This window comes from Saccharothrix sp. NRRL B-16348 (assembly GCF_001280085.1).
In the GTDB taxonomy this organism is placed as follows: domain Bacteria; phylum Actinomycetota; class Actinomycetes; order Mycobacteriales; family Pseudonocardiaceae; genus Actinosynnema.
Map to the genome: position 1 here is coordinate 25129 of NZ_LGED01000202.1, position 14326 is coordinate 39454.

At 74.1% G+C, this 14326-nt stretch carries 8 protein-coding genes; all 8 read left to right on the forward strand.

The window, feature by feature from the left end:
• Positions 1-79 precede the first annotated feature (79 nt).
• Positions 80-2842, forward strand: coding sequence for an AfsR/SARP family transcriptional regulator (locus ADK67_RS22415; protein ID WP_053718442.1), 2763 nt, complete (start codon positions 80-82; stop codon positions 2840-2842).
• A gap of 347 nt (positions 2843-3189) precedes the next feature.
• Positions 3190-5118: an AfsR/SARP family transcriptional regulator gene (locus tag ADK67_RS22420; RefSeq protein ID WP_053718443.1), complete on the forward strand. Its 1929-nt coding sequence runs from the start codon at positions 3190-3192 to the stop codon at positions 5116-5118.
• A 163-nt stretch (positions 5119-5281) separates the two neighbouring features.
• On the forward strand, positions 5282-7996 hold the full coding sequence (locus ADK67_RS22425) for an AfsR/SARP family transcriptional regulator (protein ID WP_053718444.1): 2715 nt from the start codon (positions 5282-5284) through the stop codon (positions 7994-7996).
• 231 nt (positions 7997-8227) lie between these two features.
• Positions 8228-11023, forward strand: a complete 2796-nt coding sequence (locus ADK67_RS22430; RefSeq protein ID WP_197289573.1) for an AfsR/SARP family transcriptional regulator — start codon at positions 8228-8230, stop codon at positions 11021-11023.
• Between the two features lie 103 nt (positions 11024-11126).
• On the forward strand, positions 11127-12938 hold the full coding sequence (locus ADK67_RS22435) for a type VII secretion-associated protein (protein WP_053718446.1): 1812 nt from the start codon (positions 11127-11129) through the stop codon (positions 12936-12938).
• Between the two features lie 16 nt (positions 12939-12954).
• Positions 12955-13377 (forward strand): hypothetical protein, encoded by a 423-nt coding sequence (locus tag ADK67_RS22440; RefSeq protein ID WP_157620757.1) that lies wholly within the window; start codon positions 12955-12957, stop codon positions 13375-13377.
• Between the two features lie 146 nt (positions 13378-13523).
• Positions 13524-13835, forward strand: a complete 312-nt coding sequence (locus ADK67_RS22445; RefSeq protein ID WP_053718448.1) for a WXG100 family type VII secretion target — start codon at positions 13524-13526, stop codon at positions 13833-13835.
• A 76-nt stretch (positions 13836-13911) separates the two neighbouring features.
• The gene (locus ADK67_RS22450) at positions 13912-14208 is read left to right on the forward strand and encodes a WXG100 family type VII secretion target (protein WP_053718449.1); all 297 of its coding nucleotides are present in this window, start codon (positions 13912-13914) and stop codon (positions 14206-14208) included.
• Positions 14209-14326: the final 118 nt, after the last annotated feature.

Consider the following 14326-nt stretch of genomic DNA (forward strand, 5'->3'; position numbering starts at 1 on the left):
CCCTCACACTTGACTCACGGTGCACGGGCGGTGTCGGTGTGCTGCCTTATGCTTTCGCCCCGCGGGGTAAGGGGGTGGCGTGGAGACTGAGTTCAAGGTGCTCGGGCCCCTCGAGGTCTGGCACGACGGCAGGCAGGTGGCGGTGCCGACGGGCAAGGCGCGGGTGCTGCTGGCCAGCCTGCTGCTCCGCGCGGGCAGCGTGGTGCCGATGGACCTCCTGGTCGACCGGCTCTGGGACGGCCGGTCGGTGAACCCGGCCCGCACCAGGGCGACCTTGCACATGGTGGTGACCCGGCTGCGCCAGTCGCTCGGCGCGGCGAACGTGGTCCGCACCGCCACCGGCGGGTACGCGGCGGACGTGCCGCCGGGGGCGCTGGACCTGCACCGGTTCCGCGAGCTGGTCGACGGCGACCGGCTGAGCGAGGCGCTGGCACTGTGGCGGGGCGCGCCGCTGTCGGACGTGCCGTCGGACGTCCTGCACGGCGAGGACGTCGCGCCGCTGCTGGAGGAACGCCTCGACGCGCTGGAACGGCGCCTCGACGTCGACCTGGCGGCGGGCCGGTCGGCGGAGGTGGTGCCCGAGCTGCGGTCGCTGACCCGTGAGCACCCGCTGCGCGAGCGGTTCTGGGGCCAGCTGATGGAGGCGCTGTCCCGGTCGGACCGGCAGGCCGAGGCGCTGGCCGCCTACCGGTCGGTGAGCGAGCTGCTGGCGGAGCAGCTCGGCGTCGACCCGGGCCCGCGGTTGCAGGAGCTGCACCAGCGGATCCTCACCGCCGCGCCGGTCGGCGTGCGCGCGGGCACCCGGCGGGACGCGTCGAGCACGCCGCGGCAGCTCCCGATGCACACCCGGTTCTTCGTCGGGCGCGAAGGCGAGCTGGCGGCGCTGTGGGCGTTGGTCGACTCGGCGGGTGGCGCGGGCGCGGTGGTGATCTCGGCGATCAACGGCGCGGCCGGTGTCGGCAAGACGGCGTTGGCGTTGCACTGGGCGAGCCGGAGCGCGCACCGCTTCCCGGACGGCCAGCTCTACGTGAACCTGCGCGGGTTCGACCCGACGGGCGTGCCGATGAGCCCGGACGAGGCGTTGCGCGGTTTCCTCGGCGCGCTGGGCGTGGCGCCGGAGCGCATCCCGTCCGGGCTGGACGAGCAGGTGGGCCTGTACCGCAGCCTGCTGGCCGAGCGCCGGGTGCTGGTGGTGCTGGACAACGCCGCGGACAGCGAGCAGGTGCGGCCGCTGCTGCCGAGCGGTTCCCGGTGCCTGGCCCTGGTGACCAGCCGCAACCAGCTCGACGGGCTGGTGGTGCGCGAGGGCGCGCAGCCGTTGCCGCTCGGCGTGCTGTCCGACGACGAGGCGACCGCGTTGCTGGTGCGGCAGCTCGGCGCGGAGCGGGTCGGCGCCGAGCCGGACGCGGTGCGCGACCTGATCGGGCACTGCGCGGGGCTGCCGCTGGCGTTGTCGGTGGTGGCGGCCCGTGCGGCGGCGCACCCGGACTTCGCGCTGCGGGCGTTGGCCGGCGAGCTGGCCGACGAGCGGACCAGGCTGGAGGCGCTCGACACGGGCGAGGCGACGACCAGCGTCAAGACCGTGTTCTCGTGGTCCTACGAGCGGCTGAGCCCGGCCGCGGCGCGGATGTTCCTGCTGCTGGGCGTGCACGCGGGCCCGGAGGTGTCGATCCCGGCGGCGGCGAGCCTGGCCGGTGTGTCGCTCCGCGCCGCCCGCCACTCCATGGGCGAGCTGAGCCGGCTGCACATGATCGCGGAGCCGGTGCCGGGCCGCTTCACGCTGCACGACCTGGTGCACGCCTGCGCGCGTGACCTCGTCGCGGCGGAGGAGGACCAGAGCGGCCCGCGCGAAGCCCTGCGGCGGGTGCTCGACCACTACCTGCACACCGCGAACACGGCCGACCGGCTGCTGTACTCGCAGCGCGAGGAGGTGCCGATCGCCGAGGCCGCGCCGGGCGTGGTGGTCACCGAGCTGACCGAGCGGGCCGACGCGCTGGCCTGGTTCGGCCTGGAGCAGGCGACGCTGTTCGCCGCGGTCGGGCACGCCGCCGCGCACGGTTTCGACGCGCACGCCTGGCAGTTGGCGTGGACGACGACGGCGTTCGCCCGGCTGCGGTCGTTCTGGCACGAGCAGGCGAGGTGCCTGGAGATCGCGTTGGCCGCGGCACGGCGGCTGGACGACCGGGTCGCGCTCGCCTCGACCAACCGGGCGCGCGGCCGGATCCTGATCACGCTGCGGCGGTTCGCCGAGTCGGAGGCGCACCTCACCGCCGCGCTCGACCTGGTGCGGGAGCTCGGCGACCGGCAGAGCCAGGCGCACATCCACCGCCACCTGGCCGGGCTGTACGAGGCGTGGGACCGGCTGCACGAGGCACTGCACCACGCCGAGCAGGCGTTGGCGGTGTTCGAGGAGCTCGACGACCGGGCCGGCACGGCCCGCGCGCTCAACGCCGTCGGCTGGGCCCGCGCGATGCTCGGCGAGGACCTGCACCGCGCGCTGGCCGACTGCGGTCGGGCGCTGGTGCTGTTCCGCGAGGTCAACGACGTGCTGGCGGAAGCGGCGACGTGGGACAGCCTCGGCTACGTCCACCACCGCCTGCACGACCTGGACGAGGCCGTCCGCTGCTACCGGGAGGCGCTGCCGCGGTACCGGGAGAGCGGCGACCGCTACGAGGAAGCCGCGACGCTGCAACGGCTCGGCGACACGCACGTGCTGGCGGGCGACCACGACGCGGCACGCGAGGTGTGGCGGGCGGCGCTGGACATCCTGGACGAGCTGGGCCACGGCACCGCCGAGGCGCTGCGCGCGAAGGTGGCCGACCTGCCGTCGCGGGGCCGGTGACCCGCTTCGGCGCGCACCGCGCGGCTCCCGGACCGACACCGCGGGCCTTCGACGGGGAGAGTGCCGAGGCCCGCGGGTCAGGTCGTCACCGCGGCGTCGGGCAGGGCGGGCGCGTCGCGTTCCTCGACGACGGCCCGCCACCGGGACCGGGGCTTCCCCCCTCGTGCGGACCTCCGGTCCCGCGCCCACTGGGGGTCGCGGCGGTGAACGACCCCACTGTGCGCGAAGCGACTCACAGACCCCTCACGACGGCCTCACCCCGGAGCCTGTGGGGTCAGCCGACCGTCGTCGTCACGTCACGGCCCGTGATCACGCCGGTACACTCGTCACCGTGCAGGGGGAGCCTGGTGACGGTTGAGTTCAGGGTGCTCGGACCGCTGGAGGTCCGGCACGCGGGCAGTCCCATCGTCGTACCGGCGGGCAAGGCGCGGGTGCTGCTGGCCACGTTGCTGCTGCGCGCGGGCGAGGTCGTCACCTCGGACGAGCTGGTCGAACGGCTCTGGGACGGCGGCGCGCCCGACCCGGCCCGCGCCAGGGCCACGCTGCAGATGACCGTCACCCGGCTGCGCCGCGCGCTCGGCCCCGCGAACGTGGTCCGCACCGTCACCGGCGGCTACCTCGCCGACGTCCCGGCCGACGGGCTCGACCTGCGCCGGTTCCGGTCCCTGGCGGACGCCGGGCGGCACGCGGAGGCGCTCGCGCTGTGGCGTGGCGCGCCGTTGTCCGACGTGCGGTCGGACGCGTTGCACCGGCTGGAGGTCGTGCCGCTGGAGGAGGAACGCCTCGGCGTGCTGGCACGGCGGCTCGACGCCGACCTGGCCGCGGGCAAGGCGCACGAGCTGGTCACCGAGCTGCGGTCGCTGGTCCGGGCGCATCCGCTGCGCGAGCGGTTCCGGGCGCAGCTGATGCTGGCGCTGTACCGGGCGGACCGGCAGGCGGAGGCGTTGGCCGCCTACCGCGCGGCACGCGAGGTGCTGGCCGCCGAGCTGGGCGTCGAGCCGGGCCCCGCGTTGCGCGAGCTGCACGGGCACATCCTCGTCGCCGACCCGGACCTGGCGCGGGCGCGGTCGGTCGTGCCGCACCTGCTGCCACCGCGCAGCCCGCACTTCGTCGGCCGTGACGCGGCGTTGGCCGACCTGTCCGCGTGCGCCGAGGCAGGTCCGGGCGTGGTCGTGATCGACGGCATGGCGGGCATCGGGAAGACCGCGCTGGCCGTGCACTGGGCGAACCTGGCCGCGGAGGCGTTCCCCGACGGTCGGCTGCACGTGGACCTGCGCGGGTTCGCCCCGACCGGGGAACCCGTGCCGCCGGGTGAGGTGATCCGGGGTTTCCTCGACGCGTTCGAGGTGCCGCCGGCGCGGGTGCCCGCGTCGTTCGAGGCGCGGGTCGCGCTGTACCGCCGCCTGGTCGGGGGCCGGAGGCTGCTGGTGGTGCTGGACAACGCCGGTGACGCCGACCAGGTGCGGCCCCTGCTGCCGGACGGCGGTTTCGTCGTGGTCACCAGCCGGAACCGGCTCACCGGCCTGGTCGCCGGCGGTGCGCGCCGGATCACCCTCGAGCCGCTCGACGACGCCGGGTCGCGGGCGCTGCTCGACCGCAGGCTCGGTCCGGACCGGTTGGCGGAGCACGCGGCGGCGATCGACTCCCTGGTGCGGCTCTGCGCCGGCCTGCCGCTGGCGCTGGCGGTCGTGGCGACGCGGGCCGCGGTCAACCCGCACTTCACGTTGGCGGACATCGCCGACCAGTTGGAGACCGAGCACGACCCGTTGGAGCACTTGGACTCCGGCGAGGAGGACGCCCGCGTGTGCCGGGTGTTCTGGTCGTCGTACCGGCGGCTGGGACCGGCGGCGGCGCGGCTGTTCCGCCTGCTCGGCCGCCACCCCGTGCCGACCGTGTCGGTGCCCGCGGCGGCGGCGGTCGCCGGGCTGCCCGTGCCGGACGCGGCGGCCGCGATTGCCGAGCTGACCGAAGCGCACCTGTGGTCGGAGGACGCGCCGGGCCGGTACTCGACCCACAGCCTGCTGCGGGGGTACGCGGCCGAGCTGTCCGCCACCGAGGGCGACGACACCGATCGCGCCGCCGCACGTGCGCTGACCTGGTACGCGCTCACCGCGTCCAACGCCGCGCGGTGGCTGCTCGACGGAGCAGGCCCGCCGCTTCCCCCGCCCGATCGCGTGCGACCGGCCGAGTTCGCGTCGGCGGAGGAGGCGTCCGCCTGGCTGGACGCCGAGTGGGACGACTTCGTGCGGCTCGTCCGTGCCGGGGCGACCGGGTAGCCGCCCGAGACAGGTCGTGCAGGATGTCCTCGCCGAGTGGCTCAGGGGGTCTGGTGATCGAGTTCGGAATCCTCGGCCCGCTCCGGGCGCGGGTCGACGGCCGTGCCGTGCCGGACGGGGTGCGGCGCGAACTCGAAGAGCCGGTTCGACCGCGGTGGTGATGATGACGAGTTTCCGGGTGCTCGGGCCGCTGGAGGTGTGGCACGGTGACGTGCTCGTGCCGATCCCCGCCGGGCGTGCGCGGTTGTTGTTGGCGATCCTGCTGCTGAGGGCGAACCAGCCCGTCACGGCCGACGAGCTGGTCGACCGGTTGTGGGACGGTGAAGCGCCCAACCCGGACCGCGCCAGAGCCACGTTGCAGATGGTGGTGCGGCGCCTGCGGCAGGCTTTGGGCGAGGCGAACGTCGTGCGCACGGTGACGCGCGGCTACGTGGCTGACATCGCGCCCGGTGCGCTGGACCTGCACGAGTTCCGCGACCTGGTCGGTCGGGGTCGGCTCACCGAGGCGTTGGCGCTGTGGCGGGGCACGCCTTTGTCGGATGTGCGGTCGGACGTGCTGCACACCGAGGACGTGCCGCCGCTGGTGGAGGAGCGGCTGGCGGTGCTGCAGCGCCGGATCGCGGCGGACCTGGCCGCGGGGCGGTCCGCCGAGCTGGTGCCGGAGCTGCGTTCGCTGACCCGTGAGCACCCGTTGCGGGAGAAGTTCTGGGGGCAGCTCATGCTGGCGCTGGCCCGGTCCGGTCAGCAGGCCGGTGCGCTCGCCGCGTTCCAGGAGGTGCGCGCCCTGCTGGCGGACGAGCTGGGCGTGGACCCGGGTGAGTACCTGCGCGAGGTGCACCAGGAGGTGCTGGGAGCGGCGTCGGAGTCGCGCGGCCGGCCGATCGCGCCCCGGCAGCTCCCGGCCGACGTGCGCAGCTTCACCGGCCGGCACGAGGAGATCGTGGTGCTGGACCGGCTGGCCGGGGACGTGCGGGCCGCCGCGGTGGTCGCGATCACGGGCATGGGAGGGCTGGGCAAGACCGCGCTGGCGGTGCACTGGGCGCACCGGGTCGCCGCGGACTTCCCCGACGGGCAGCTGCTGGTCAACCTGCGCGGCTACGACCACGACCTGCGGCCGTTGACCCCCGGCCAGGCGCTGACGCACCTGCTCGGAGGGCTGGGCATCGCGCCGGAACGCATCCCCATCGCGCTGGACGAGCAGATCGCGCTGTACCGGTCGGGGATCGCCGACCGGCGGATCCTGGTCGTGCTGGACAACGCCGCCGACGTCGCGCAGGTGCGCCCGCTGCTGCCACCCGGAGCGGGCAACTTCGCCGTGGTCACCGGTCGCAACGACCTGCGCGGCCTGGTCGCGCTCGACGACGCCGTGCTGGTCCGGCTGGACGGGTTGTCCCCGGCGGAGTCGGTGGACCTGCTGCGCCGCATCCTGGGCGCGGACCGGGTGGACGCCGAACCGGAGGCGGTGGCCGAGCTGGTGCGGGTGTGCGCGGGCCTGCCGCTGGCGCTGCGGGTGGCCGCCGCGACCCTGACCGCGGAACCGGGCAGCGTCGCGGAGTACGCGGCGGCGCTGCGGTCGGGTGACCGACTCGCCGAGCTGGCGATCCCCGGCGACCTGCCCTCCGCGGTCCGCTCCACGTTCGCGCTGTCGCACCGCAAGCTGACGCCGACCGCGCGACGGCTGTTCCGGCTCCTCGGCGTGGTGCCGTGCCGCGACTTCACCACCGAGTCGGCCGCCGCGCTGACCGGCGTCGACCGCGCCGAGGTCCGGCGGACGCTGGGCGAGCTGCTCCGCGCGCACCTGCTGGAGCAGCCGCGGCCGGGTCGATTCGTGATGCACGACCTGCTGCGGCTGCACGCGGAGGGTCGGGCCGAGGTCGAGGAGCCCGAGCAGGAGCGGGAACGCGCCGTCGACCGGCTGCTGGACTTCTACCTGCACAACGTCGACCGGGCGGACCGGGTGCTGCGCCGGAGCCGGACCGAGCTCCCGCTCACCCCGGTCGACGACACCGTGCCGCTGTTGGCCTTCCGCGACCACCGGCAGGTGGTGGAGTGGCTGGACGGCGAGTTCGGCAACCTGCGGGCGCTGATCGGGTTCGCGCGGGATCGCGGCAGGCTGGAGCACGCCTGGCAGCTGCCCACCGCCCTGTGGGGGTACCTGTACCTGAACTCCGTGTGGGTCGAGTGGTGGGCGTTGAACCAGATCGCGCTCGAAGCGGCGCGTCGGCTGGGCAACCGGTTCGCCGAAGCCGTCTCGCTGCACACCCTCGGCTCGATCCGGCGCAACACCATGCGCGGCGAGGAGGCGCTGCCGCTGTTGCACCAGGCGTTGGAGATCCGGGAGCGGATCGGGCACTCGCACGGCGTCAACACGACCCTGAGCGAGTTGGCCGGCGCCTACCAGGCGTTGGGGCGGTACGACCTCGCCGCCGAGTACAGCGAGCGCGCGATCGCGGGGCGCACCGAGCAAGGCGACCTGGCCGGCCTGGTCGTGAGCTTGAACAACTACGCCGGCACGCTCCTGCTGAAGGGCGACCCCGAGCAGTCGCTGGAGGTCTGCCTGCAGGCGGTCGCGCTGAGCGAGCGGATGCCCGGCGAGCTGGATTTCGGCGCGGTCGAGGAGACCCTCGCGCAGATCCTGGTGCGGCTCGGCAGGCTGCGGGACGCGGTGGACACCTACGAGTCGATCCTCGCGCGCGGCACCGACTCGTGGAGCGGCCTGAACCTCGTGCGCCTGCACGCCAACTACGCCGACCTGCTGCTGATGGTGGACGACCCGCACGCGGCCCGCACCCACCTGGTCCGGGCACTGGCCGTGTGCGTCGAGAGGGGACTGCCCCACGAGGCCGACATCCGGGCCCGCCTCGCCACGGTCGGCTGAAGCGTCGGGTGCGACCGTGCCGCGGAGCCTGGCCTGGCCGACCACGGGCGAGCGCGCCGGTCGAGCCGTTCGCGCGGTCGGCGGCGAGTTGTAGCCTGGTGACGTACGAGGAGGAGTGTTGGCGGCGCGGTTCACGGTTCCGGAGTTCTCCGCACCCTCGTCCCCGCGGCCGTCCGCGCCCGGCCCGGCCCGCTCCACCTCCCGCCCGTCGGCCGTCGAAGGTCGGTGGGCGTGATCGCGTCGCGGTTCAACGTGCTCAGTCCGCTCGAGGTGTGGCACGGCGACGCCTTGGTGTCGATCCCGGCCGGACGGGCGCGGATCTTGTTGGCGACCCTGCTGCTGCGGGCGAACCAGCCGGTGACGGCCGACGAGCTGGTCGACCGGTTGTGGGACGGCGCCGCGCCGAACCCGGACCGGGCCAAGGCGACGTTGCAGATGGTGGTGCGGCGCCTGCGCCAGGCGCTCGGCGAGGCCAACGTGGTGCGCACGACCACCGGCGGCTACCTGGCGGAACTGCCGCCGCACGCGCTGGACCTGCACGAGTTCCGGGCACTGGCCGCACGGGGCCGGTTCGCCGAGGCGCTGGAGCTGTGGCGCGGCACGCCGTTGTCCGACGTGCCGTCGGACTCGCTGCGCCACGACGACGTCGAGCCGCTGCTGGAGGAACGCCTCGGCGTGCTGGAGCGCCGCTTCGACGCCGAGCTGGCGGCCGGTCGCGGCGCCGGCCACGTCGCCGAGCTGCGGTCGTTGACCAAGCAGCACCCGCTGCGGGAGCGGTTCTGGGCGCAGTTGATCACGGCGCTGCGGATGTCCGGCAGGCGGGCCGAGGCGCTGACCGCCTACGCGGAGATGAGGACCGTCCTCACCACCGAGCTGGGCGTCGAACCCGGTGCGGACCTGCGGGCGCTGCACGCGGCGCTGCTCGCCGAGGACGACGGCGCGGCGCCGTCCGTCCGCCTCCGCGACCACCTGCCCCGCGACCTGCCCGACTTCACCGGGCGGGCCGACGAGCTGGCGGCGGTCGCGCGGGTCGCCGACCGCGGACTGGTGTGCGCGGTGGACGGGATGGCAGGCGTCGGGAAGACGGCGTTCGCGGTGCACGCCGCGCACCTGCTGTCCGACCGGTACCCCGACGGCCGGTTCTACATCGACCTGCACGGCTACACCGAGGGCCGTGAGCCGCGGGAGTCGCTCGACGCGCTCGCCGTGCTGCTGTACTCGCTCGGCGTGCCGCGCGAGCGCGTGCCGGTCGGGCCGGACGAGCGGGTGGCGTTGTGGCGCTCCGAGGTGGCCGGGCTGCGCGCGGTGGTCGTGCTGGACAACGCGTTCGACGCCGCGCAGGTCCGGCCGCTGCTGCCGGCCACGCCCGGCTGCCTGGTGATCGTGACCAGCAGGCGCAGGCTCGTGGGCCTGGACGGCAGCCACGCGCTGTCGCTGCCGGTCCTGCCCGAACCGGTCGCCGTCGACCTCTTCCGGCAGGTGGCGGGCCGGACCAGCCTCGACGCGGCCACGCTGACCCGGCTGGTGGAGCTGTGCGGCCACCTCCCGCTGGCGATCCGGCTCGCGGCGGCCAGGCTGCACCACCGGGCGGCGTGGTCCGCCGAGTACCTGATCGACCGGATGCGCGACGAGCGGCGGCGGCTGCGCGAGTTCGCCGCGGACGACCGGGACGTCGCGTCCGCGTTCGCCGTGTCCTACCGGACGCTGGACGACGTGCAGCGGCGCGTGTTCCGGGCGTTGGGCCACCACGTCGGCGAGGACGTGGACCGGTACTCCGGCGCCGCGCTGTCGGGGCTGCCCGCGGACGTGGTGGACGAGGTGCTGGGCGCGCTGGTCGAGGTGAACCTGGTGGAGGAACCCCGCCAGGGCCGGTTCCGGCTGCACGACCTGGTCCGCCAGTACGCGCAGGGCACCGCCGAACCGGACCACGCGGCGGTCGTCCGGCTGCTCGACTACTACCTCGCCGCGGTGAAGGTCGGCGACGAGGTGCTCTACCCGCACCGGCCGCGGCTGCCCGTGCGCACCACCGACGGGTCGCTCGAGCTGCCGGGGCTCGACACCGCCGGTCCGGCCGTGGAGTGGTTCGAGGCGGAGCGCGAGAACATCGCGGCCGCCGTGCGCCACGCCGCCCGCACCGGGCTCGACGAGCACGCCTGGCAGCTGCCTTACCTGCTCTGGGGCTTCTACTACCACGGCGGTCACGTCCCGGACTGGATCTCCACCCACGAGATCGCCCTCGACGCCACGGTGCGGCTGGGCGACGACCGGGCACGGGCGCGCGTCCTCAGCGGGCTGGCCGGCGGCTACTGGGCCTGCGGGCGCAACGAGGAGGCGCTGGTCCGGTATCGCGAGGCGCACGCCCTGATGGAGGCGGGCGGCGAGCACGCGCCCGCGTCCGTGCTGCTGGGCAACATCTGCGCCTGCCTCGACCACCTGGGGCGGTACGAGGAAGCGCTGGAGCACGCGGAGCGCGGCGTTCGGATCCAGCGGGAGAAGGGGTTCCCGGCGCACCTCGCGGCGACTCTGCGCAACGCGGCGGCGGCGTTGACGAAGCTGGGCCGGCACGAGGAGTCGATCGAGCGCTTCCGGGAGGCGATCGAGGCGAGCGCGCAGGTCCGGGACGACCACGCGGAGGCGGCTGTGCTCATGGAGGTCGCCCGGCCGTTGAGCGCGTTGGGCCGGGAGGACGAAGCGCTCGACAGTGCCATGCGCGCGTTGGCCGCGATGGAGCGGCTGGCGGACGCCACCGCCGCGGCCGAGGCGGCGAACGTGGTGGCGGAGATCCACCGCAAGGAGGGGCGGCTGGACGAGGCGCTGGACTACTTCCGGCGCACGCTCGGCACCCTGGACCAGGCGACGATCCCATGGGTGCACGCCGCCGCGCTGGCCGGCATGGCGGACGTCTTCGACCGCCGGGGCGACCGGGCGACGGCCGCCGAGCACCGCAGGCGGGCGATCGACCTCTACGAGCGGCTCGACAGCGACCGGGCGGCGGAGCTGAGGGCCCTGGCGGAGAAGGGCGGCTGACCTCCGGCCGGGCATCGGTATCGGCTCGGCGACCCGGCGGCGGACCGTCGGTCCCGTGAGGTATGCATATGCAGGCCCGCCCCGGCCGACGAGGGGATGACGGATGAGCTTGCACGTGGCGGTGGACTTCGGCACGTCCAGCACCTGCGTCGCCATGTCGCTGCACGGCCGCGAACCGCAGGTCGTCGTGGTCGACGGCCAGCCGATCGTGCCCTCCGCGGTGTTCGCCGCGGCCGACGGCACGCTGTTCGTCGGCCAGGAGGCCGAACGCCAGGCGGCGGTGGACCCGTCCCGCTACGAGCCGCACCCCAAGCGCCGGGTCGACGAGGGCGAGCTGCTGCTCGGCTCCAGCGTGCTGCCGGTGGTCGACGTCGTGCGAGCCGTGCTGACCAGGGCCGTCGACGAGGCGCGGCACGTGGCCGGTGGCGCGCGGGTCGACCTGCTCGTGCTCACCCACCCGGCCGACTGGGGCGCGATCCGCACCAGGGTGCTGCTGCAGGCCGCCCGAGGCCTCGGCCAAGAGCTGCGGCTGGTGCCCGAGCCGGTCGCGGCGGCGGTGTTCCACTCGGCGACCCACGCCATCCCGGACGGCGCGGCGCTGGCCGTGCTCGACCTCGGCGGCGGCACGGTCGACGCCAGCGTGGTGGCCCGCCACGGCGGCACGTTCCGCGTGCTGGCCACCAAGGGCGACCCCGGCTTCGGCGGCGCGGACGTCGACCAGGCGCTGCTGGAGCACATCGGCTCGCTGGTCTCGCCCGGCGACCCGGACGCGTGGCGGCAGCTCGTCGAGGGCCGGGAGCTGTCCGACCGCCGCAAGCGCCGGGTGCTGCGCCAGGACGTGCGCGGCGCGAAGGAGACCCTGTCCCGGCACGCCTACACCGACGTGCCGATGCCGCCGCCGTTCCCCGACGCGCACGTCACCCGCACCGACCTGGAACGCCTGATCAGCACGCCGCTCACCCGGGCGGCCGCGCTGGTGGTGAGCGCGGTGCGCGACGCGGGCCTCGACCCGCGCGGCCTCGCCGGTGTGTTCCTGGTCGGCGGTTCCAGCCGCATACCGCTCGTGGCGCGGCTGGTGCTGGAGCAGTCCGGCGTGGTGCCGACGAGCATCGACCAGCCGGAGACCGTGGTGGCCCGGGGCGCGCTGAGAGCGGTGAGCGTCGACCCGTTGCGCACGGGCGCGCTGCCCGCCGGCCAGGGCGAGGTCACCCGCAAGATCACCGAGGACCAGACCCGCAAGATCACCCGGCGGATCACGCCGTCGCCGCCCACCGGGTTCCCGCAGCCGTCGTACTTCCCGCCGCCCGTGCCCGCTCCTCCGCCCGCCCCGGCGCGCCGCAGCCGCGTGCCGCTGCTCGTGATCGCCGTCACCGCGGTGGTGGCCGTCGTCGGCGCGTCCGTGGCGTACGCGTTGTGGAACGGCGACCCCGCGACCGGCGGGCCGACTACGCCCACCACGTCCACGACCACCTCCGGCGCCACCGAGGGCCGGATCATCGCGCAGTACGACTACAGCTTCACCGTGCCGAGCGGCTGGCAGCAGACCGGCGGCCAGGTCGAGACCCGCAAGGTGCTGCTCAAACCCGAGGCGCCCGAATCCACCCGGGACGTGATCGCGGTGGAGGAGCGGCGGCTCAACTACAACGCCACCGAGGACCCGACGCGCGCCGAGACCGAATTGCGCGGCCAGTACGACCAGCGGTCGAACGTGTCCGATTTCGACGCTTCCGCCGACTTCGCCACCAAAGATGTCGTTTACTACCGGGAAGTGGTGGACTCGGCCGTCATCGACTGGTACGTGCTGTTCCAGGACGACGTGCAGGTCAGCGTGGGGTGCCAGTACCCGCAGGACGGGCACGACCGGGTCCGCCCCGCGTGCGAGCAGGTCGTCCGCACGCTGACCGTGACCAGCTGACTTTGTGGGGATTGTGATGACCGGCATCCCGGAGGCCTTCGCCCGGTTCCGCTCGGACCTCGACGCGGCGGTGACCAGAGGCCGGCGCGCGGCGGACGCCGCGGGCGCGAAGAACGCGGCCCAGCGCGACCGGAACCGGCAGCTCGCCGAGCAGGCCAAGGCGCGGCAGGTGCGGCCGGACGGGCACGCGCCGACGTCGCCGGACGTGCAGCGGGTCGCCACCGGCTTCCGCCACCACCGCGGCCTGCCCGTGGAGGAGCTGCCCCCGGGCCAGGAACTGCTCACGCCGGAGAAATCGCGAGAGCAAACGGACGCGAATGCAAATGCAGTTCCGCCACGCCCGGCGCTCGGTTCCCGCGCGGTGGCGGGCCCGAGCGGTCAACTTCCCCCCGAAAGGGGCGATGACGAGGACTTTTCGCAAGCGCGAATCCTCTACTGACCCCGTTCCGGAGCCCTCCGCGTTTACAACCGCAACTACTTCCCGAGAAGTCGCGACAGCGTGGAACCAGGCATGGCAAGGTCTGCGTCGTAAGAGGCGTACGAACCAAGAACGCCTGATCACTTCGACCAAGGGGGTCGCACCCAATGGCTGGTTACTCCACCGGACATGAAGAGCTCGTCGGCGCAGCGAAGGACATCGTCAGCACCAACGGCAACGTCCAGGGCGTCCTGGGTCAGCTCGGCAACACGATCGACGGCCTGTCCAGCGCGTGGCAGGGTGGCGCGGCCATCGCCTTCAACAAGCTGATGGAGCGCTTCCGCGAGGACGCCGACAAGCTGCAGAAGGCCCTGATGGACATCGCCGAGCAGATGGACGGCAGCGCGGCGACCTACATCCAGCAGGAAGAGGAGCAGGCGCAGGAGATGTCGGCCATCACCAACCGGCTCGGCGGCTGATCCATCCGAATTCAGGTCGCGTTTCCTTTTCTTTCGCTTTCCTTCTTCTTTCTGACTTCACTTCCAAGGGGAGATCATGGTCGACGCCAACAACATCAAGGTTGACTTCGGGCAGCTGAGCAGCGCAGCGGGCGACATCAGCAACCAGGCCGGCAAGATCCAGTCCGAGCTGGACAACCTCAAGTCGCGCCTCGCGCCCGTCATCGCGCAGTGGGACGGTGGCGCGTCGTCGAGCTACCAGGAGGCGCAGCGCGCGTGGGACGAGTCCGCCGCGGGTCTCCAGCAGGTGCTGGCCCAGATCGGCACGGCCGTCCAGTCCGCGACCGACGCCTACCAGGCCGCTGAGTCCAAGAACCAGGGCCGCTGGGCCTGATCTGCCGCACGACCCCCCGCGGGCCCCGGGATCCTCGAGGATCCGGGGCCCGCGTACGTGTTTCGGCCGGTTCGCCAGGGTGCGCTCCGGGTCGGTCGAGGCCGGTCCGGAGGGGTTT